Source organism: Pseudomonas asplenii, from assembly GCF_001293465.1.
GTDB classification, from domain to species: Bacteria; Pseudomonadota; Gammaproteobacteria; order Pseudomonadales; family Pseudomonadaceae; genus Aquipseudomonas; species Aquipseudomonas fuscovaginae_B.
Map to the genome: position 1 here is coordinate 571,420 of NZ_JSYZ01000009.1, position 19,764 is coordinate 591,183.

At 64.8% G+C, this 19,764-nt stretch carries 19 protein-coding genes; 10 read left to right on the forward strand and 9 right to left on the reverse strand.

From position 1 onward, the window contains the following. Nucleotides 1-40: 40 nt before the first annotated feature. From PF66_RS14395 to xopAW, 3 genes are all read left to right on the forward strand, one after another. Nucleotides 41-805 carry a response regulator gene (locus PF66_RS14395; RefSeq protein ID WP_054058188.1) on the forward strand — a complete coding sequence of 255 codons (765 nt, stop codon included), beginning with the start codon at nucleotides 41-43 and terminating at the stop codon, nucleotides 803-805. Beyond that, nucleotides 805-1,857 carry a sensor histidine kinase gene (locus PF66_RS14400; protein ID WP_054058187.1) on the forward strand — a complete coding sequence of 351 codons (1,053 nt, stop codon included), beginning with the start codon at nucleotides 805-807 and terminating at the stop codon, nucleotides 1,855-1,857. The genes PF66_RS14395 and PF66_RS14400 overlap by 1 nt, the downstream gene beginning before the upstream one ends. A 114-nt stretch (nucleotides 1,858-1,971) precedes the next feature. Continuing rightward, a complete protein-coding gene (xopAW, locus tag PF66_RS14405) occupies nucleotides 1,972-2,799 on the forward strand; it encodes a XopAW family type III secretion system calcium-binding effector (protein WP_054063061.1) in 828 nt (275 codons plus the stop codon). Nucleotides 2,800-2,997: 198 nt separating this feature from the next. Here xopAW and PF66_RS14410 read toward each other — a convergent pair whose 3' ends face one another. The 6 genes from PF66_RS14410 to PF66_RS14435 all read right to left on the reverse strand — a co-directional run bounded on the left by PF66_RS14410 (nucleotide 2,998) and on the right by PF66_RS14435 (nucleotide 8,966). Then, on the reverse strand, nucleotides 2,998-4,050 hold the full coding sequence (locus tag PF66_RS14410; RefSeq protein ID WP_054058185.1) for an AI-2E family transporter: 1,053 nt from the start codon (nucleotides 4,048-4,050) through the stop codon (nucleotides 2,998-3,000). A 71-nt stretch (nucleotides 4,051-4,121) separates the two neighbouring features. Then, nucleotides 4,122-4,940 carry a DUF4892 domain-containing protein gene (locus PF66_RS14415; protein WP_054063062.1) on the reverse strand — a complete coding sequence of 273 codons (819 nt, stop codon included), beginning with the start codon at nucleotides 4,938-4,940 and terminating at the stop codon, nucleotides 4,122-4,124. 129 nt (nucleotides 4,941-5,069) lie between these two features. Then, nucleotides 5,070-5,924 (reverse strand): alpha/beta fold hydrolase, encoded by an 855-nt coding sequence (locus PF66_RS14420; protein ID WP_054063063.1) that lies wholly within the window; start codon nucleotides 5,922-5,924, stop codon nucleotides 5,070-5,072. Continuing rightward, entirely contained in the window at nucleotides 5,921-6,730 is an 810-nt protein-coding gene (locus PF66_RS14425) for an alpha/beta fold hydrolase (RefSeq protein WP_054058182.1), read from the reverse strand. Before PF66_RS14425 ends, PF66_RS14420 begins: the two co-directional genes overlap by 4 nt. Before the next feature lie 111 nt (nucleotides 6,731-6,841). Beyond that, nucleotides 6,842-7,285, reverse strand: coding sequence for a hotdog fold thioesterase (locus PF66_RS14430; RefSeq protein WP_054058181.1), 444 nt, complete (start codon nucleotides 7,283-7,285; stop codon nucleotides 6,842-6,844). Nucleotides 7,286-7,310: 25 nt separating this feature from the next. Continuing rightward, nucleotides 7,311-8,966: an AMP-binding protein gene (locus tag PF66_RS14435; RefSeq protein ID WP_054063064.1), complete on the reverse strand. Its 1,656-nt coding sequence runs from the start codon at nucleotides 8,964-8,966 to the stop codon at nucleotides 7,311-7,313. 358 nt (nucleotides 8,967-9,324) lie between these two features. Between PF66_RS14435 and PF66_RS14440 the strand changes: the two genes are divergently transcribed. Continuing rightward, on the forward strand, nucleotides 9,325-9,993 hold the full coding sequence (locus tag PF66_RS14440; protein WP_054058179.1) for a pentapeptide repeat-containing protein: 669 nt from the start codon (nucleotides 9,325-9,327) through the stop codon (nucleotides 9,991-9,993). A gap of 6 nt (nucleotides 9,994-9,999) precedes the next feature. Here the strand turns inward: PF66_RS14440 and sixA are convergent, their stop codons facing one another. Genes sixA through PF66_RS14455 form a run of 3 tightly spaced genes read right to left on the reverse strand, consistent with a single transcriptional unit; the run spans nucleotide 10,000 to nucleotide 11,829 of the window. Beyond that, nucleotides 10,000-10,449: a phosphohistidine phosphatase SixA gene (gene sixA, locus PF66_RS14445; protein WP_054063065.1), complete on the reverse strand. Its 450-nt coding sequence runs from the start codon at nucleotides 10,447-10,449 to the stop codon at nucleotides 10,000-10,002. Beyond that, a complete protein-coding gene (locus tag PF66_RS14450) occupies nucleotides 10,446-10,781 on the reverse strand; it encodes a DUF4389 domain-containing protein (RefSeq protein ID WP_054063066.1) in 336 nt (111 codons plus the stop codon). Before PF66_RS14450 ends, sixA begins: the two co-directional genes overlap by 4 nt. Nucleotides 10,782-10,803: 22 nt before the next feature. After that, on the reverse strand, nucleotides 10,804-11,829 hold the full coding sequence (locus PF66_RS14455) for an NAD(P)H-dependent glycerol-3-phosphate dehydrogenase (RefSeq protein ID WP_054058176.1): 1,026 nt from the start codon (nucleotides 11,827-11,829) through the stop codon (nucleotides 10,804-10,806). Between the two features lie 200 nt (nucleotides 11,830-12,029). Between PF66_RS14455 and PF66_RS14460 the strand changes: the two genes are divergently transcribed. The 6 genes from PF66_RS14460 to PF66_RS14485 all read left to right on the forward strand — a co-directional run bounded on the left by PF66_RS14460 (nucleotide 12,030) and on the right by PF66_RS14485 (nucleotide 19,711). After that, on the forward strand, nucleotides 12,030-14,156 hold the full coding sequence (locus tag PF66_RS14460) for a TonB-dependent receptor plug domain-containing protein (protein ID WP_192842696.1): 2,127 nt from the start codon (nucleotides 12,030-12,032) through the stop codon (nucleotides 14,154-14,156). A 17-nt stretch (nucleotides 14,157-14,173) separates the two neighbouring features. Beyond that, entirely contained in the window at nucleotides 14,174-15,094 is a 921-nt protein-coding gene (locus PF66_RS14465; protein ID WP_054063131.1) for an ABC transporter substrate-binding protein, read from the forward strand. Continuing rightward, a complete protein-coding gene (locus PF66_RS14470; RefSeq protein ID WP_054057158.1) occupies nucleotides 15,091-16,986 on the forward strand; it encodes an ATP-binding protein in 1,896 nt (631 codons plus the stop codon). The genes PF66_RS14465 and PF66_RS14470 overlap by 4 nt, the downstream gene beginning before the upstream one ends. Nucleotides 16,987-17,223: 237 nt before the next feature. Beyond that, entirely contained in the window at nucleotides 17,224-17,739 is a 516-nt protein-coding gene (fabA, locus tag PF66_RS14475) for a 3-hydroxyacyl-[acyl-carrier-protein] dehydratase FabA (RefSeq protein WP_017902714.1), read from the forward strand. 11 nt (nucleotides 17,740-17,750) lie between these two features. Continuing rightward, the gene (gene fabB / locus PF66_RS14480; protein ID WP_054057159.1) at nucleotides 17,751-18,971 is read left to right on the forward strand and encodes a beta-ketoacyl-ACP synthase I; all 1,221 of its coding nucleotides are present in this window, start codon (nucleotides 17,751-17,753) and stop codon (nucleotides 18,969-18,971) included. 323 nt (nucleotides 18,972-19,294) lie between these two features. Continuing rightward, entirely contained in the window at nucleotides 19,295-19,711 is a 417-nt protein-coding gene (locus PF66_RS14485; protein ID WP_054057160.1) for an OsmC family protein, read from the forward strand. Nucleotides 19,712-19,764 lie beyond the last annotated feature (53 nt).

Genomic DNA, 19,764 nt, shown 5'->3' on the forward strand with positions numbered 1-19,764 from the left:
GCTTGGCGTTTCGCGGCTTTACCGGCAGATAATCACACGCATGCAGAACACTCCCGCCTCTCTGGCCGATGTCAACAAACCGCTATCGCCGGGCGATGACAAGCGCTGGAATGTCCGCGCGCTGATCGTCGACGACGATATTCCGATCCGTGAACTGCTGATCGACTATCTCGCCCGCTTCAGTATCCAGGCGGTCGGCGTGACCGACGGCGCGGCGATGCGCCAGGCCATGCAACTGGAAACCTTCGATGTGGTGGTCCTGGACCTGATGCTGCCTGGCGAGGACGGCCTGTCGCTGTGCCGCTGGCTACGCTCCGAATCGGACATCCCGATCCTGATGCTGACCGCCCGCTGCGAACCCACCGACCGCATCATCGGCCTGGAACTGGGCGCCGACGACTACATGGCCAAGCCGTTCGAGCCGCGGGAACTGGTGGCGCGCATCCAGACCATCCTGCGCCGCGTGCGCGACGACCGTACCGAACAGCGGGCCAATATCCGTTTCGACAACTGGCGCCTGAACAGCGTGCTGCGCCAGCTGATCGCCGACGATGGCCTGGTGGTGCCGCTGTCCAATGCCGAGTTCCGCCTGCTGTGGGTGTTCATCGAACGTCCGCGGCGGGTGCTGAGTCGCGAGCAGTTGCTCGACGCCGCCCGGGGTCGCTCGATCGAAGCCTTCGACCGCAGTATCGACCTGCTGGTCTCGCGGCTGCGGCAGAAGCTCGGCGACGATCCGAAATCGCCCCAACTGATCAAGACCGTACGCGGTGAAGGCTACCTGTTCGACGCGCGAGACATCGGTTGATGCGCCCCCGCTTCAACACGCTGTTCGGCCGCCTGTTCGGCGTGTTGCTGCTGGCCATCGTCCTGGCCCACCTGCTGGCCTTCCTCTGGTTCCATCATTACGGTGGCGGCCCGCCACCGCCGCCGCCCCCAATGGACATGGCGCAGAACTTCGATCCGCGCCTCGGGCCGCCGCCATCGCATTTTCGTCACCCGCCGCGCCCGTGGTTTGGCGGCCCGCTGGTGCCTTTGACTTTTCAACTCGTGGCCCTGGTGATTGCCGCCTGGTACGGTGCCAAGCTGCTTTCACGGCCGATCCAGCGTCTGAGCGAGGCGGCCGAGCGCCTGAGCGAAGACCTCAACAGCCCGCCACTGGATGAAACCGGCCCGCAGGAAGCCCGGCAGGCCGCCGCCACCTTCAACCTGATGCAACAGCGTATCCGTGAGCAGGTGCAGCAGCGTGGCCGCATGCTCGGTGCGGTGTCCCACGACCTGCGCACGCCACTGTCACGCCTCAAGCTGCGCCTGGAGCAGATCGATGACGTGAAGCTGCAGGCGCAGATGCGCCAGGACCTGAACGACATGATCGGCATGCTCGACGCCACCCTCAGCTACCTGCACGAACAACGCACCAGCGAAGCCATGCAGTGGATGGACGTGCAGGCCCTGGTCGAGTCCCTGTGCGAGAACGCCCAGGACCAGGGCGCCCAGGTCCGAGCCAGCGGTCATTGCGCGCCACTGCTGGTGCAGCCGATGGCCTTGCGCTCCTGCCTGAACAACCTGATGGACAATGCCCTGCGCTACGCCGGCGACGCCCTGATCACCCTGGAGGACAGCCGGCGGCAGTTGATCATCCGGGTCATCGATCACGGCCCCGGCATCGCCGCCGACAAGCGCGAAGCGGTGTTCGAACCGTTCTATCGCCTGGAAGGTTCGCGCAACCGCAACTCCGGTGGCGTCGGCTTGGGCATGACCATCGCCCGGGAAGCCGCGCAACGCCTGGGCGGTGACTTGATCCTCGAGGAAACCGCCGGTGGCGGCCTGACCGCCGTGGTCACCCTGCCCCGCGCCTGATCGCTCTGTGTACCCACCGGTACAAAGCCCACATACCCTCGATACCTGTCCTTGGGAGCCTGCATGAGCCGGTGCACCGCCACCGGCCTTGCCAACACTTAGGGAGTGAGCACCATGATCGGTAGCGTCAGCAGTCTACTGAGCTACGTCGGCTACAACAGCACGACGACGGCCACGCAACGCCAGCAACAATTCCAGAAGCAACTGCTCGCCAAGCTCGATACCAACGGCGACGGTTCCATCAGCCAGGACGAACTGAACAGCGCCCTGTCGAAGGATGGCGACAACAAGCTGCTCACTGACCTGAGCCAGAATTTCACCTCACTCGACAGCGACGGCAGCGGCGGTATCAGCGTTGACGAACTGGCCGCACTCAAGCGCCCGGAACATGGCGATCGCGCACCTGACACCAGGCTGGCCGATGCCCTGCTCAAAGCCCTCGACACCAATGACGACGGTACCGTCAGCAACGACGAACTGAATACCGGCCTGACCAATACCGGCATCAACGCCGACAGTTCTTCGCTGCTCTCCTCCCTGGACAAGGATTCGAGCGGCAGCCTCAGCGTCGACGAACTGGCCGCAGCCTTCGCCCCGCCTCCGCCGCCGGCGCAACTGTCGAGCAGCCAGCTGTTCAGCCAGTTGGACACCGATGGCGATGGCAGCATCAGCCAGGCTGAACTGGCCAGCGCGCTGCAGGGCACCACCGACAGCTGTGCGACCAACACCGCCAGCAGCGCCGTCACAACGGCCAGTACCAGCAACACGGCCAGCGCCATGCTGCTCCAGGTCCTGGCCGACGCCAGCGGCACCCGCACCACCACCCAGACGGCCCAGGACAATATCACCGAGGCCCTCAGCCGGTTGCTGGTCAACCTCAACACCCAGTATCAGAACCGTAATACCGTGACGGCGACCAGCAGCACTGCGGCAGCGGCCTGATCCTGCGGTAATGGGAGATGCGGGGGTGCCTGAAAGTGCCGCGCCTATCTCACCGCCGCCTTCGCGGGCAAGCCTCGCTCCTACAGAGTTTCAGTCGTGCACAGAACAGGTGTGCGACACAAGCTCTGCAGGAGCGAGGCTTGCCCGCGAAGAGGCCCGTGAGGCTCGGGCAACCCCGGAAGCCCCCAGCCATGAATGTCAGGTCTTCTCTTCGCGCCGCCCCTGGCTCGCACTCCAGTCCAGCAACAGGCTGTAGGCCACCGCCAGCAGGGTCGGTCCGATGAACAGGCCGATGAAACCGAAGCTGATCAACCCGCCGAAGACGCCCAGCAACACCACCACCAACGGCAGGTTGCCACCACGGCTGATCAGGTACGGCTTGAGCACGTTGTCCACGCCACTGACGATGAACGTGCCCCAGATGCCCAGGAACACCGCCATGCCGTACTCGCCCTTCCATACCAGCCAGCCCGTGGCCGGAATCCATATCAGTGGCGGCCCCATGGGAATCAGGCTGAGCAGGAAGGTGGCCAGCCCCAGCACCAGCGCGCCGGGCACTCCGGCGATCAGGAAACCGATCAGCGCCAGCACGGCCTGGGCGGCCGCCGTGCCGATCACCCCGTTGACCACCCGCTGCACGGTGCCGGCCACCAGTTCCTGGTAGTAGCCGGCCCGCTCGCCGATCAGCCGTTCCAGCAGGCTGAGCACGAACGCCGCCAGCCGCGGGCCATCCCGATAGAAAAAGAACACGAAGAGGATGCTCAGGGTCAGTTCGAGAATCCCGCCACCGATCTGCGCGCTGCGCGCCAGCAGCCAGTTGCCGACCTGCCCCAGGTAGGGCTTGACCGCCACCATCAAGGCCGCTCCTTGCTGGTCGACGGTGTTCCAGAAGCCCACCAGGCGCTCGCCGACGATCGGCACTCCCGCCAGCCAGGCCGGCGCCTCGGGCAGACCATCGACCTGCACGTCCTTGACGAAGCTCACCGCATCACGCACATGGTCCGCCAGGTTGAGCCCCAGCCACACCAGCGGCGCGGCCACCAGCACCGTCCAACCGAGGGTCAGCAGGCCGGCGGCCAACGACTCACGCCCACCCAGCAGGCGCGTCAGCAACAGCATCAGCGGCCAACTGGCAAAGGCCAGCACCGCGCCCCAGAACAGCGCCGACCAGAACGGCGCCATCACCCACAGGCTGGCCCCAAACAGCACCAGGAGCAGTATCTGCACCAACAGCCGATCATTATTGAGCATGGGGATTCCACAAAGAGGTCAGAAAGGAAAGCTTAGGCGAACCCACAAGCGTGCGTTCGCCCCTGCCGCGACTATCGCAACAGCTCCAGGTGCAGGCCGGCGGTCCTGCTGTCGCCCAGTTCCAGCCGCGACGCCCTGACGCCAGCGGCCACCAGCGCCTGGCGCCAGGCTTCGGCGGAGCTGCCCGAGAGGCTGATGCGGGAGGTGGTGTCGAGGTTAAGGCCCCGTGATATCAGGGTGATCCAGATGGCCTGCGGCTCAGCGGGCAACTTCGGCAGGTCGAGCTTGCCGGTGTCGCGCAACTCGCGCGCCAGGGTCGCCGAGGTCGGCAGCAACTCGCCCAGCGGCGCGTTCGCGGCAAACTGCTCGACATGCAGGTAGGCCCGCCGATTGCCGCGGGTGATGCTGTACAGGACCATCAGCGAATCATCCTGGGGCGCCGCCAGGCGCAACAGCAGATAGGCTTGCTGATCATCGGCCCCGGACAGCAGCGGGTTGCCGAAGACCTCGTTGGCCCACAGGCTGTTCTCGCCGCAATCGCGGGCCTGGCACCAGAACAGCAACTGCGCGCCCTCTTTCTGCAAGGCCTCGCGCGCCGCGGTAAAGGCCTCGTTGGCCGAGTGTTCCGGCGGCAGCTCGTAGGTCACCGAGGTCATCTGCCCGCGGGCATTGACCTGGCCCTCGCTGCGCAACCGGTTGCTGATCTTGCGGATCGAGCCCTGTGGATAAATGCGCTCCAGCTCCGTCGGGGCCCGGTAGTCGACGATTTGCGCGTCGGCCAGGCGCGGCACCAGCGGCAGGTCATGACTGCCCGGTACGTCGGCGGCCAGCAGCACGCCACTGAAACAGGCCAGGCCGAGCGCCCCGGCCAGGGTTGTGGATAACTTCATCGGATCGGCAGCGCCTGAACATGGGGCACGGATGCCGGGACGGGACGACACGAAGTCGCGGCGTTAGCGAGGTCTGGCATGGTTGTCTCCCTTTCAACCCGCCAAGCCTCGACAGTTGCCGGGCGCAAGTCAAGGCATGGCGAAGAAGCGATTGAAACAGTCTGCAACAAGGGCCGCCCCGGCCTCGTCGTTCAGGTGCAGGTGATGACCGCCGGGCAGCACCTGTTGCTTGAAGGGTAGCTGCTCCAGCAGGCTGCGGTGCTGGGCCAGCATGCCGTCCGCGGCCACCACCAGTTGCGCCGGGCACGCCACCCGGCGCACGAAGGCCATGGCCTGCTCCTCGGTCAGGCGCAGGGGCGAGGGCAGGGTCAGACGGCTGTCGCTGCGCCAGGTGTAGCCTCCCGGAACCGGCATCAGGCCACGCTGGGCCAGCAGCTCGGCAGCCTCGCGACTGACCGCCACCAGCCCCTTCATCCGTGCCTCGACGGCCTGGTCCAGGCTCGGGTGCACCGACTTGCGCTTGTCCTGCAGCCGCAACTGCGCCTGCAGGGCCATGCCCAGGCGCTCGGCCGCGCTTTCGCCATTGGCGGTCGGCGGGATCACACCGTCGATCAGCGCCAGGTGCGAAACCCGCTCCGGCAAGGCGCCGGCCAGCACCACCGAGACAATCGCGCCGAGGGAATGCCCGAGCAGGGCGAAACGCTGCCAAACCAGTTGCTCGGCCACCTGCAACACGTCATGCACATAGTCCCAGAGCGCATAACCGGCACCGATCGGGCGATGCCCGGAGTGCCCGTGACCGGCCATGTCGAGAGCGACGATGCGCAGCCCCTTCAGCTTCGGCGCCAGGCGGGCGAAGCTGTTGGCGTTGTCCAGCCAGCCGTGCAGGGCGATCACCGGCAGCCCGTCTTCAGGGCCGAACAGATGGGCCGCCAACTCGATATGCGGCAGGCTCAGGCGCACTTCCTCGACCGCCGTGCTCATGGCTGCCGACCTTCGCCGGCACGCCGCTGCCAGCGGGCGAAGATGTCCTTGAGCAGTTGCGCGGTGTCTTGCGGGCGTTCCAGCGGAAACATGTGGCCTCCCGGCATGCTCAGGGATTCGCCCTGGGGCAGGCGCCCCACGGTGCGGGTGTGATGGCGCATCACCACGCGACTCGAACGGCCGCGGACCACTGCCAACGGCACCTGCAGATGCCGGGCCAGGCCCGGGCTGGTGTGGGGCACGCCGCGATAGATGCGGATTTCGGTGTCCGGGTCGAAGCTCAACCGCAGGCGACCGTTCTCGGCACGCAGGCCATGTTGCAGGTAGGCGTCGAAACAGTCCGGGTCGAACCCGCGAAACAGGGTCTTGCCGGCGAAGTACTGGCGAGCCGTTTCCAGGTCGCTGAACTCCTCGCGCCGGCCCAGGGTGCGCCCGGCCGGGGTCAGTCGGTCGATGAAGCCGAAACGCTTGGCCGCGCGGATCACCCACTGGTCGGTGCGGGTCAGCACCGGCGAGTCGAGCATCACCAGCCCCTTGTACAGTTGCGGCCGCCGCAGCGCCGCATGCAGGTGCAGCACGCCACCGAGGGAGTGACCGACGCCCCAGACCGGGCCGGGCTGCCGTTCGAGGTGGTGGATCAGTTCGTCGACCAGGTTGCGCCAGTTGTCGTCCACCGGGAAACGCGGGTCGTGGGCATGCTGTTGCAGATGGGCAACCTCATACTCCGGCGCCAGGGCGGCGAACAGCTTGCCGTAGGTGCCCGAGGGAAAACCGTTGGCGTGGGCGAAGAACACGTGCTGCGACATACCGGAACCATTTCATGAAAAACAGGCGTTCATTGTCGACAGGACGCCCGCCGCCAGCAATGACCGTAACTGCCAGGAATGATGACAGTCCGGTCAAGCCTATGGCGCCGCTCAGCGGCTCGGCGGGGTCTGGCCCAAAGGCACCACGGCCATGGTCAGGCGCGAGACGCAGTTGGTCTTGCCGTCGTCGCTGCTCAGGCGAATGTCCCAGACGTGGGTACTGCGGCCGATGTGGATCGCTTTCGCCACCGCCGTCACGCGCCCGCTGCGCACGCCACGCAGGTGGTTGGCGTTGATTTCCAGGCCCACGCAGTAGTACTGGCTGGTATCGACGCACAGGTAGCTGGCCATCGAACCGACGGTCTCGGCCAACACCACCGAGGCACCGCCATGCAGCAGGCCGAATGGCTGGTGAGTGCGGTGGTCGACCACCATGCTGGCGGTCAGCGACTGGTCGTCGAAGGACTCGAAGCGAATGTCCAGCACTTCGCTGATGGTGTTCTTCGCCGAGGCGTTGAGTTGGTCGATATCTGGAACGGTGCGCCACAAGGCCATCTTGCAATCCCTCTGTTCTTGTTTGTCATTCCTGCCACAGTACCGGTTGCCCGTGCTCGCTCCAGACCTGGAAACGCGGGCCGTAGCGTTGCTCGATTACCGGCCGCCGGATCTTCAGCGTGGGCGTGAGAAAACCGTTTTCAACCGCCCAACTATCTTTCACCACCACCAGCGCGCGCAAGCGCTGATGCTTGTCGAGGGTCTGGTTGACCTCCTCCAGCAGGGCCGCGAGCCCCGCCTGCAGGTTCGCCCGCGACGCCTGGGCGGCGCTGGCCGAGAGCACGCAGAGCCCCAGCGGCGCCGGCAGGCCATCGCCGACCACGCAGACCTGCTCGAGCCAGGCATTGGCCGCCAGGCGGTTCTCGATCGGCGCCGGCGCGACATATTTGCCCTTGCTGGTCTTGAAGATCTCCTTGAGCCGTCCGGTCAGGCGCAGGTTGCCACCGGCATCCTGCTCGCCCTTGTCGCCAGTACGCAGAAAACCGTCGGCGGTGAGGACCTCGGCGGTTTTCTGCGGTTCCTTGTAGTAGCCGAGCATGGTCGCCCCGCTGCGTACCAGCACCTCGCCCTGCTCGTCGATACGCACCTCGACGCCCGGGCACGCCTCGCCGATCCATCCCGGCAGATGCCGGCCCACCCGGCAGATATGCGAGTAACCGCTGTTCTCGGTCATGCCATAGACTTCGAGCACCTCAAGCCCCAGGCGCCGATACCAGTGCAACAGCTCACGGGGTACCGGTGCCGCACCGGACAGCGCAATGCGCAGGGCATCGAGCCCCAGCCCGGCCAGCACCTTGTGCCCGATCCGCCGCCCGAGCAGCGGCAGGCGCAACAGGAAATCCAGGCGCGCCGGGGCGACCTTTTCGTAGACGCCCATCTGGAACTTGCTCCAGATCCGCGGCACGCCAAACATCGCCGTAGGCCGCGCACGTCGCAGGTCGACCAGGAAGGTTTCCAGGCTTTCGGCGAAAAATATCGTCTGCCCGGTGAAGATCGACGCCAGCTCGACGAACATCCGCTCGGCCACATGGCACAGTGGCAGGTAGGACAGCACCCGGTCGCCCTCCCCCAGGCCGAACAGGCCGACGGCGTTGTTGGCAGCAAATGACAGCGTCGCGAAGCTGTGCATCACGCCCTTGGGCTGACCGGTGGTACCGGAGGTGTAGATCACCGTCGCCAGTCGCTGCGCGGCGGGTCGCGGATCGTCCTGGATCGGCGGGCAGGCCTGCAGGTCGCTCCAGCGGAAGTCGAACGCCCCCGGCGGACACAGCGGCAGGCTGATGGTCGGCAGGCCGGGCCTGACCCCGGCCGACATGCCTGGCCAGTCGTCGAGTTTGCCGATGAACGCCAGCGCGACCTCGGCGTGTTCGAGCACCTGGGCGACGGAGTCCGCGGTCAGGTTGGGATACAGCGGTACCGAGACATGCCCGGCCATCCAGATCGCCAGGTCGGCAATGATCCAGTGGGCACAGTTCTTCGAAATGATCGCCACATGACTGCCGGCTGGCAGTTCCCGGGACCGCAGCCAGTGGGCCGCACAGCGGGCCTGGTGGCCGACCTCGGACCAGCTCAGCGTCTGGACCTCGCCACCGCCGACCGGCTGGACCAGGTATGGCTGCCGGGGATGGCGAGCTTCGCGCTCGTAGAAGACTTCCAGCGGCAAACGAAAAGCGGCAGACATGAGACTCCCTCCCTTTTGTTTTTATTCCGGAGAAAACCAACCAAGCACTTGCTTGGCAGACTATTTCACGGGCGAGTCGCCGCTGCAACCCCAGCCCTTCATGCCAGGGGGCCGGACGATGCGAAACGGGGGTGGAATCTGATAGCCGGGTGGCTCGGGCTCGGGTCGAATTCCCGGTTTCCCAGCCCTTTACGAGGCGTTCATGTCGACGATAGGCAATCTCTTGCGAAGCTTCATTCCCTTGCGCGGCCGCCGCACGCCAGCAGGCCAGCCCCCGCCCGCGACCGGGACGGAGCGCTACAGGCAGCCCTGGCCCGGACCATCCCCGGCGTCGGAGCCGTCAAGGATCGAAAGGGACATGACCCTGTTGGGGCTCAAGGATTCGCTGGACTCGGCGCGGGCCTTTCTCGGCGCCAGCCCGACCCTGCGCGCCTACCCCCTTGGCGGCTTGCTCGAGCTGATGGTGGCCAGCAGCCTGCGCTTTCCCAACATCCTGAGCAGTTGGGACGGTGTCCCGCTGGAGGGTGGCGGCCGGGTGTCGCTGCACGTGCAGAAGAAGCTGTTCGACCTGCGGGTGTCGACCACGCTGTCTCCGCCGCTGACCAAGGCCCTGAAGAACTGCGCCCTGAACATCGCGGCCAACCTCGACGGCAGCGCCACGGGACGGCTGCTCGACGATATCGACATTCGCCAGCCGTTCAAGGAATGGAACAAGCATGCGATCTGCCAGGTATTGCGCACCCTGCAGGTGACCAACGTCAACATGACCGGTGCCGACCTGAGTGGCGGCGACCTGGCCGGCGTGCGCTTCTTCGGCCAGTACCACGAGGCGAACTTCATGGCGGCCAACCTCAAGGGCGCCATGCTGTCGAGCGGGTTCAAGGGCAACAACTTCGAACATTGCGACCTGCGCCACGCCATGCTCTCGGGCTATTTCGAGCAGTGCAGCTTCAAGGGCGCGAAGGTCAACGCGGTGACCCTGAGACAGACCCGCAGCGAGCTGAACGGGGCCGTGCTGACTCCGTGAAGGCGTTCAGACGTGACGAACGCCGTTGAGCGTCATGGCCCCGGCCAGCGGCCAGTCCCCTTCCAGTTCCGCCAGGCTGGCGGTATTCATCGGTTGCGGGCTGCGCAGGTGGCCGGCCTCGAGCAGGCTGATCAGGCTGCCGACCAGGGGCTGGTGACTGACCAGCAACAGGTTGTCCGCCGTATCGAGCTGCTCCAGCACGCGGGCCGGATGATTGTCGGGGGTCAGCCAGGGCACGGTGATGATCGGCGGCTCGAAACCCAGCACGTCGCGCACCAGTTGCGCGGTCTGCTGGGCGCGCACATAGGGGCTGGCGTAGATCGCCGCCAGCGGCTGGCCGATCAGGTGCGCGGCACTGCGCAACACCTCCTGGCGCCCGTGGACAGTCAGGTTGCGCTCGGCGTCACTGCTCACCTGGGGCTCGGCCTGCCCATGGCGCAGCACCCAGAGCTTCACAGCCTGGGTTCCTCGTCACGCACCGGATGCGCTGCGGGCGGCACGCTGTGCGGGGCCTCGCCTTCCGGCGCGCGTGGGGCCGGCCAATCGGCGAACGGCCAGGGTTTCTGGTCGCTGTGAAAGGTGCCGAAACGGCCGATCTGGGCGAGGAACTGGCTGAGGCTGTCGCCGAAGTTCATCAGGTTGCCACTCGGCGCGCCGTAGAACAGCCGATAGGCCAGCTGGATCAGCACCACCGCGCCGAGGAGGAACTGCGCGACCTGCCAGACCAGCAGGAACACCAGCATCCACAGCACCCGCAGCACGATGGGTTCATATTTGGCTTCGTTCATGTCTTGCTCCTGTTGCGTGGACTCAGTTGAAACCGCTGGTGGAAATGAAATCGACGTCGGTCTTCGGCTCGCCGCGCATCAGCAGGGCGATCACCTGCTCAAGCGTGCGGCCCTCGAACAGGATGGCATGCAGGCCGGCCACCAGCGGCATGTAGACGTTCAGTTCCTGGGCCTTGGCCTTGAGCACCTTGAGGGTGTTGACCCCTTCGGCCACCTCGCCCAGGCGGTTGACCGCCTCCTCCAGGCTCAGGCCCTGGCCGAGGGCGAAACCGACCTGGTAGTTGCGACTCTTGGGCGAGGAACAGGTCACGATCAGGTCGCCGACGCCGGCCAGGCCGAGGAAGGTCATCGGGTTGGCCCCCTGACTCACGGCGAACCGGGTCATCTCCGCCAGGGCCCGGGTGATCAGCATGCTCTTGGTGTTCTCGCCCATGCCCAGCGCCACCGCCATGCCGGCGATGATCGCGTAGACGTTCTTCAGCGCACCGCCCAGCTCGACACCAAAGCGGTCGGCACTGGCGTAGACACGGAAGGTGCTGCCGTGCAGGGCCGCCTGGACCCGGCTGCAGAGTGCTTCGTCCTCGCTGGCGACCACGGTGGCGGTCAGGGCATGCTCGGCCACTTCACGGGCCAGGTTCGGCCCGGACAACACACCGATCCGCGCCTGCGGGGCAATATCCGCAAGAATTTCGCTCATCAGCTTGAAGGTCTGCGGCTCGATGCCCTTGGTCAGGCTGACCAGCAGCTTGTCGCGCAGACGCTCGGCATGCTCGGCCAGCACGCTGCGCAGGGCACTGGATGGCAACGCGACGAAGAACAGCTCGCAACCGTCGAGCGTCGCGGCCAGGTCGGTCACCGGTTCGACCCCCGGGTGGATCCTGATGCCCTTGAGGTAGCGCGGATTCTCGCGATTGACACGAATGGCCTCGGCCTGTTCCGGGTCGCGCATCCATTGGCGCACCCGGTGACCGTTCTCGGCCAGCAGATTGGCCACGGCGGTTCCGAAGCTCCCTCCCCCCAGGACCGCGATAGGGTGCTGTTCAGTCATATGCAATCCGTTTTTACCAATGGCGATGGCCGCATTATACGGAGCCACCGGGCGGCAGCCAGTCCCAAACGCATTCGGCACGCGACGCTCTGACGCGAGGATTTTTCCGCTTTCGCAGACGGAATGCAGGCTCTGTGCCATGGCAAACCCGTCCAGCTCGGTTAACATGGGCGGCTATTACCTGCGATCAAGGTTGATCCGTGTCTTCAGGCCCACCCTTTCACCGTTCCTCCGTCCTTCTGGCGCTGCTGTTCAGCACTCCCGTGCTGGCCGACGACCTGTTCCTGGAAAACCAGCCGCTGCCCGAGGTTTTGACCGCCACGCGGCTGAAACAATCCCCGGCGTCGGTCCCCGGCAGCATGACGGTGATCGACAACGAACTGATCAAGGCCAGCGGTGCCCGCGATATCGCCGAACTGCTGCGCCTGGTGCCGGGCATGATGGTCGGCTACACCAACGGCAACCAGGCGGCGATCAACTACCACGGCACCGATGCCAGCAATGCCCGGCGCATGCAGGTCCTGATCGACGGCCGCTCGGTGTATCGCGCAGGCCTGGCGACCGTGGACTGGAGCGACATTCCGGTGGCCATGGAGGATATCGAGCGCATCGAGGTCTTCAGGGGGCCGAACACCGTCAGCTATGGCGCCAATGCGCTGATGGCGGTGGTCAACATCCTGACCAAGTCGCCCGGCAGTACCCACGGTTCGCGGCTCAAGGTCACCCGTGGCGGGCGCGGCATCAATGACTGGTATGCCAGCCAAGGCGTGGGCTGGGACACCGGTGACCTGCGCCTGTCGATGTCCGGCCAGCAGGACGACGGTTTCGACAGCGATCGCATCGGTGCCGACTACCGCGACAGCCGACGCCTGAACCGCTTCAACCTGTCGGTCAGCCAGATGCTCAACGACAGCCAGAGCATCGACTGGCAGTTGAATGCGAAGGAAGGCACCAACCAGCGGCCCTACACCTACAAGGCGGTGTTTCCCGATATCCAGGAGGCCGGCAACAACTCCGACGTGGTGGCCAAGGACTACGCCGGTTCCCTGCGCTGGAACCTCGACCTCAGCCCGCAGCACAGCCTGTACGTACAGGGTTCGGCCCAGCACTGGGACCGCCAGCAGATCTGGCGCGCCTGTGATGCCAAGGTGTCGTTCAGCCCGCAATTGACCCAGTTGTGGCAGCTCAACCCCAACTACGCGGAAAACCTGGCGCGCCACATGACCAGCTACTCGGTCGGCAGCCCACCGCCCGGCAGCGCCAGTGAACAGGCCCTGGCCAACCAGGTACTGGACCAGTGGTTCAACCAGGGCGCCAATCAGTCGGTCTGCGGCGATATCGACCAGAGCACCCGCGAGACCCGCTACGACCTCGAATTGCAGGACACCCTGAGCCTGTCGGACAGCCTGCGCCTGGTCAGCGGCATGAACTATCGTTATGACCGGGCAGATTCCGAAACCTATTTCAACGGCACCCTCGACGACAACACCTGGCGCCTGTTCGGCCAGCTCGAGTGGCGGGCCAGCGAACACTGGCTGCTCCAGGGCGGCGCCATGTACGAATACACACAACTGACTGGCGACTCGCTGACCCCGCGCTTTGCCGTCAACTACCTGATCAACCCGCGCCATGGCCTGCGCGCGGTGTATTCGGAAGCCATCCGCTCGCCGGACATGTTCGAGAACAACGTCAACTGGAGCTACCGGGTGACCAACCTGGACTCACCGACCTACGGCCAGAACAGCGGCCAGTATTTCGTCAGGACCCGCGGCCCGGGCAACCTCGACAAGGAGCTGATGCGCTCGCGGGAGCTGGGCTACAACGGTTTCTTCGCGGATATCGGGCTGAACCTCGACGTGAAGCTGTTCTACGACGAAATCACCTCGATGGTCAGTACGCCCCTGCGCAACAACCAGTTCATCGCCAGCAATGCCAACAACGCACGCTTCACCGGCAGCGAAACCCAACTCGACTGGCGCCTGGGCAGCGCCGACCGGCTGCGCCTGACCTACGCCTATGTCGATGTGCAGGCCAGCAACCCTGCCGATGCCCAGTTCACCGCACGCAACAGCGGCTCGGCCGGCTGGATGCGCGACTGGGGCAAGGGCTGGTCAAGCTCGCTGTTCTACTATGGCGACGATGCGATCAACCGGTATCGTTTCGAGCGGGTCGACCTGCGTGTCGCCAAGCGCATTCCCTTGCACAGGGCCAGCCTGGAACTGGCCGGGGTGATGCAGCAGCGTCTGGACAACCAGCCCCTCACCTGGCCCGACAACAACTATGACCAGCGCCAGGTTCTCTACTTCAGCGCCGAGCTGGAATTCTGAGCATGAGCGAGTCACGGATGACACGGGGCTGCACGAGTTGGCTGCCAAAGCTGGCCGCGTGCCTGCTGGCCCTACTGGTTTGCCACCCACTGCCCCAGGCGCGGGCTGCCGACGTGCTGCTCACCGGCGTCGAGGACAGCCCCGGCGTGCAGGGTTTCGCCAGCGCCCTGGCGCAGCAGCGCCCCGAGGACCAGGTGCGCTTCGTGCCTTTCGGCCAACTGCCGGCCCCGAGCAAGCTGCCAGCCGGCACGCGGCTGATCCTGCTCGACCCGCCCAGCCTCGACTGGCGCCTGGCCGACCACCAGGGCCCACAGACCCTGGTGCTGCGCATCAGCCGCCTGCAAGCGCGCCAGCGCCTGGGCGAGCAACAGCCGAGCCAGCTCAGCCTGCTCTGGAGCGACCCACCGCCCTGGCGGCAGTTGCACCTGATCCGCGCCGTGCTGCCACAGGCGCGCCGGGTCGGCGTGCTGTACGACGCGGACAGCGAGTTCCTGCTCGGCGAACTGCGCCAGGCTGCCCGGCCACTGGACCTGGAGATCGTCGCCGAGCGCTGGGACAACACCGCCGACAGCCGCCCGCTGCAGAACCTGTTGCGCAACAGCGATGTGCTGCTGGGGATCGACGATCCGACACTGTACAACCCCAAGACCGCGAAAAACCTGCTGCTCAGCAGCTATGCCCGGCAACTGGCGCTGATCGGGCCGAACGCCGGCTTCGTCAGGGCCGGCAGCCTGGCCAGCAGCTACAGCGACCAGAACGACTGGCTGGCGATCCTCGACAGCCTGCTCGACAAGCCGCCCTCCAGTTGGCCGCGCGCACTCTATCCACCACGGTTCAAGGTACTGAGCAATCCACAGGTTGCCCGCTCGCTGAGCCTCGAGGTGATCGACGAAGCGTCCGTCGCCACCCGGCTGGCCGAAGGAGAACCCCACCCATGAATCTTCGCCGGCACTGGGGCATCAACGCCCGTACCCAGATGATCAGCCTCGGCCCGGCGCTGTTGCTGACCCTGCTGCTGATCAGTTTCTTTACCTTCGTACGGATTCAGGACCTGCGCCAGGAACTCAACCACACCGGTCAGCTGATCGCCAACCAACTGGCCCCGGCGACCGAGTACGGCGTCATATCCGGTAACAATGACGTCCTCGAAACCCTGATGAAGGCCAGCCTGACCACCCCGCACGTGCGTTTCCTCGAAGTGCAGGACCGCAGCAACAATATCCTGGTGTATGTCGAGCAACCGGCCGAAAGCCATAGCCGCTCCCAGCAGGTCGAGATTTTCCAGGCACCGGTGCGCCTGCAGCGGATCAAGCTCGACAGCGATTTCCTGCAGGGTACCTACGCCAATCCGACCGTGACCGGCGAGGACTATCTCGGCCGCGTGATCGTCGGCATGTCCAACGGCGCCTTCAACCAGCGCCAGCAGGAAATCCTGCTCAAGGCGGGGATCCTCGCGCTGTTCGCCCTGCTCTTCACCTTCCTGCTGGCCCGCCGCCTGGCGGCCAATCTGTCGCAACCGATCAGCGCCATGGGCCATGCGGTCAAGGCCATCCAGCAGGGCGACTACAAGACCCCGCTGCCAGTGCCGGATGACACCGAACTGGGTGATCTGGCACGCCATATCAACAACCTCGCCAGCGGCCTCGAACAGGCCAGCCGCGAACAGCACCAGGCCATTGCCCAGTTGATCCAGACCCGCGAGGAAGCGGAACGGGCGAACAACGCCAAGTCCGACTTCCTGGCGATGATGAGCCATGAACTGCGCACACCGATGAACGGCGTGCTGGGCATGCTGCAACTGCTCGAAACCACGGACATGAGCGAGGAACAGGCCGAATATGCGGCGCTGGCTTCGGAATCCACCGAGCACCTGCTCAAGGTCATCAACGACATTCTCGACTTCTCGCGGATCGAGCGTTCGGCACTGGAGCTGGAACACATCCCGTTCGGCCTCGGCGAACTGATCAGCAGTTGCGTCCAGGCCTTCCAGCACAGCGCCGTGCAACGCGGCCTGCAGTTGAACCTGCAGTTCCCGCCGGGCCTGGAGCGGCTGCAGGTCAAGGGCGACCCGACACGGATCCGGCAGATCCTGGTCAACCTGGTGGGCAATGCGCTGAAATTCACCGAGCACGGCAGCGTCAGCATCGAACCGGCCTGGCAGAGCCTGGATGACGAGGTGATCTGGTTCAGTTGCACGGTACGCGACAGCGGCATCGGCATTTCCGCCGAACGCCTGGAACTGATGTTCGACGCCTTCCAGCAGGCCGACAGTTCGATTTCCCGGCGCTATGGCGGCACCGGCCTGGGCCTGCCGATCGCCCGGACCCTGGCCGAACGCATGGGTGGCACCCTGCACGCGCGCAGCGAAGAGGGCCAGGGCTCGGTGTTCACCCTGGAAATCCCGCTGGCCCTGCACCGCGTGGCCGAACCGGAAAACCTGCCACAGTTGCTGGCCGGGCACGGCGAAGGACGCAAGGTGATGCTGGTCGAGGACAACCCGGTAAACCAGACGGTGATCGAAGCCATGTTGCGCAGCCTGGGCTTCGAGGTCAGCCTGGCCCATGACGGTGTCGAGGCGGTCGAGAAGGTCAGGAACGGCAGTTTCGCCGCCATTCTGATGGACTGCCGGCTACCGCTCGTCGACGGCTACGAGGCCACCCGGCAGATCCGCCAGCTCCACGACGCCGCCCGATTGCCGATCATCGCCCTGACCGCGAATGCCCTGCAGGGCGACCGCGAACAGTGCCTGCAGGCGGGGATGAACGATTATCTGGCCAAGCCCTTCAAACGCACCGATCTGCAGCAGATTCTGCAGCGCTGGGTGCCCTGAATACGACGTGCGACTGGCGTGAAAGGCGAAAGTGCGGCAGTCTTAGGCACCCGAACGAGCCGTGAGAGCGGCTTGATTTAAAATTTCAGTGCACAAGTGTACATTCATGTCCCCTGTGCTGTGACTTTCACTACAACGCAATAGTCTATGAGTAGGCTGTCGATTCGAGGCATGAGGGCTTCGATCGGCCGGGAAGCTACACCCCACCCTGCCGCATGGAACTATTGAGGAGCTCGCATGACCAAACAAAACGCCTTTACCCGGGAAGAACTGCTGCGCTGCAGTCGCGGTGAGCTGTTCGGCCCAGGTAACGCGCAACTGCCCGCCCCGAACATGCTGATGGTGGATCGCATCACCCATATCGGCGAAGAGGGTGGCAAGTACGGCAAGGGTGAATTGGTCGCCGAGCTGGATATCACTCCGGACCTGTGGTTCTTCGCCTGCCACTTCGAAGGCGATCCGGTGATGCCGGGCTGCCTGGGCCTCGACGCCATGTGGCAACTGGTCGGTTTCTTCCTCGGCTGGCAGGGCCTGCCAGGCCGTGGCCGCGCCCTGGGTTCGGGCGAAGTGAAATTCTTCGGCCAGGTACTGCCGACCGCCAAGAAGATCACCTACAACATTCATATCAAGCGCGTCCTCAAAGGCAAGCTGAACATGGCCATCGCCGACGGTTCGGTCAGTGTCGACGGACGCGAAATCTACACTGCCGAAGGCCTACGGGTCGGCGTGTTCACCTCCACTGACAATTTCTAAGGGTTATCCGCATGCGCCGCGTCGTTATCACTGGTCTGGGCATCGTTTCTTGCCTGGGCAATGACAAAGAGACCGTCTCCGCTAACCTGCGTGCAAGCCGCCCTGGCATCCGCTACAACCCGGAATATGCCGAAATGGGTCTGCGTAGCCAGGTTTCCGGCTCCATCGACCTCAACCTCGAAGAACTGATCGACCGCAAGATCTATCGCTTCGTCGGCCATGCGGCGGCCTACGCCTACCTGGCCATGAAGGACGCGATCGCCGACTCCGGCCTGAGCGAAGAGCAGGTCTCCAACCCGCGTACCGGCCTGATCGCCGGTTCCGGCGGCGCGTCGACCCTGAACCAGATGGAAGCGCTGGATACCCTGCGTGAAAAAGGCGTCAAGCGTGTCGGTCCGTACCGCGTGACCCGCACCATGGGCAGCACCGTTTCCGCGTGCCTGGCCACGCCCTTCAAGATCAAGGGCCTGAACTACTCGATCTCCTCCGCCTGCGCCACCAGTGCCCACTGCATCGGTACCGCCATGGAGCAGATCCAGATGGGCAAGCAGGACATCGTCTTCGCCGGTGGCGGTGAAGAAGAGCACTGGAGCCAGTCGTTCCTGTTCGACGCCATGGGCGCCCTGTCCACCCAGTACAACGACACGCCGGAGAAAGCTTCCCGTGCCTACGATGCCAAGCGTGACGGTTTCGTCATCGCCGGCGGTGGCGGCATGGTGGTGGTCGAGGAACTGGAACACGCCCTGGCCCGCGGCGCGAAGATCTACGCCGAAATCGTCGGCTACGGCGCGACCTCCGACGGCTACGACATGGTTGCACCAAGCGGCGAAGGCGCTGTGCGCTGCATGCAGATGGCGATGTCCACCGTTGACGGCCCGATCGACTACCTGAACACCCACGGCACCTCGACTCCGGTCGGCGACGTCGCGGAAATGAAGGGCGTGCGTGAAGTCTTCGGCGACAAGGCACCGCTGATCAGCTCGACCAAGAGCCTGTCCGGCCACTCCCTGGGCGCTGCCGGCGTACACGAGGCGATCTACTGCCTGCTGATGATGGAAGGCAACTTCATTGCCGGTTCCGCCAACATCGAAGAGCTGGATCCGGAAGTCGCCGACCTGCCGGTACTGACCAAGACTCGCGAAGACGTCAAGCTGAACAACGTGATGAGCAACAGCTTCGGCTTCGGCGGCACCAACGCCACCCTGGTCCTGAAGCGCTGGCAGGGCAAGTAAGCCCGGCCTGATCGCGATCTGAAAAACGCCCCGACTGGTTCGGGGCGTTTTTTTTGCCAGTTGCAGCCTCCTCACGGATGCCCGGCACAACCCCTGTGGTCCATGTCTTCAGCCCCTGATCACGCCATGCAGCCCGCCTGACGTTCAACCCTGGTGGCAATCAGCAGTTTTGCCTTGGACGAAACAGTGATATCCCCCCCCCTGAGAAGCCCGATGCCTGTGCCAGGATGGTTCCGGCCACGAAATAAGCTGAACACCGTCACAACGCCGTGCTCTATTAAGGTTCGAAGGGTTTTCCCACCACTGTCTCCAGGAGGTTCATCATGACCATCACCATCAACACCGAATCCAGCGAAGGTTTTCGCCATAGTGTGCAGATCGATGATCACCAGTTGTTCACCGATGTGCCCAAAAGCGTGGGCGGCGAAGGCTCCGCACCGGAACCCCACGACTACTTCGACACGGCACTGGGTACCTGCAAGGCACTGACGCTCAAGCTGTATGCACAGAAGAAAGGCATCCCGCTGACCGGCGTCACCGTCGAGGTCAAGCGTGACAGCAGCCAGGAGCAGAAAGGCAAGTATGGCCTGCAGGTCAAGCTGACCCTCAAGGGCGTGTTGAGCGACGCCCAGCGCGAGGAGTTGCACAAGGTCGCCGACCGCTGCCCGATTCACAAACTGATGACCAGTACCGACGTCAGCATCGAGACCCTGCTGGCCGAAGGGGCCTTCAGCCAGTAGGGGCAACACCGCAAAAGCGGGTTATGCTTTGCGCATTACCCGCCCAGCCTGGA

Coding starts and splice junctions, on each gene's coding strand:
- PF66_RS14395 (WP_054058188.1), top strand. CDS start 41: ATGCAGAACACTCCCGCCTCTCTGGCCGATGTCAACAAACCGCTATCG.
- PF66_RS14400 (WP_054058187.1), top strand. CDS start 805: ATGCGCCCCCGCTTCAACACGCTGTTCGGCCGCCTGTTCGGCGTGTTG.
- xopAW (WP_054063061.1), top strand. CDS start 1,972: ATGATCGGTAGCGTCAGCAGTCTACTGAGCTACGTCGGCTACAACAGC.
- PF66_RS14410 (WP_054058185.1), bottom strand. CDS start 4,050: ATGCTCAATAATGATCGGCTGTTGGTGCAGATACTGCTCCTGGTGCTG.
- PF66_RS14415 (WP_054063062.1), bottom strand. CDS start 4,940: ATGAAGTTATCCACAACCCTGGCCGGGGCGCTCGGCCTGGCCTGTTTC.
- PF66_RS14420 (WP_054063063.1), bottom strand. CDS start 5,924: ATGAGCACGGCGGTCGAGGAAGTGCGCCTGAGCCTGCCGCATATCGAG.
- PF66_RS14425 (WP_054058182.1), bottom strand. CDS start 6,730: ATGTCGCAGCACGTGTTCTTCGCCCACGCCAACGGTTTTCCCTCGGGC.
- PF66_RS14430 (WP_054058181.1), bottom strand. CDS start 7,285: ATGGCCTTGTGGCGCACCGTTCCAGATATCGACCAACTCAACGCCTCG.
- PF66_RS14435 (WP_054063064.1), bottom strand. CDS start 8,966: ATGTCTGCCGCTTTTCGTTTGCCGCTGGAAGTCTTCTACGAGCGCGAA.
- PF66_RS14440 (WP_054058179.1), top strand. CDS start 9,325: ATGACCCTGTTGGGGCTCAAGGATTCGCTGGACTCGGCGCGGGCCTTT.
- PF66_RS14450 (WP_054063066.1), bottom strand. CDS start 10,781: ATGAACGAAGCCAAATATGAACCCATCGTGCTGCGGGTGCTGTGGATG.
- PF66_RS14455 (WP_054058176.1), bottom strand. CDS start 11,829: ATGACTGAACAGCACCCTATCGCGGTCCTGGGGGGAGGGAGCTTCGGA.
- PF66_RS14465 (WP_054063131.1), top strand. CDS start 14,174: ATGACACGGGGCTGCACGAGTTGGCTGCCAAAGCTGGCCGCGTGCCTG.
- PF66_RS14470 (WP_054057158.1), top strand. CDS start 15,091: ATGAATCTTCGCCGGCACTGGGGCATCAACGCCCGTACCCAGATGATC.
- fabA (WP_017902714.1), top strand. CDS start 17,224: ATGACCAAACAAAACGCCTTTACCCGGGAAGAACTGCTGCGCTGCAGT.
- fabB (WP_054057159.1), top strand. CDS start 17,751: ATGCGCCGCGTCGTTATCACTGGTCTGGGCATCGTTTCTTGCCTGGGC.
- PF66_RS14485 (WP_054057160.1), top strand. CDS start 19,295: ATGACCATCACCATCAACACCGAATCCAGCGAAGGTTTTCGCCATAGT.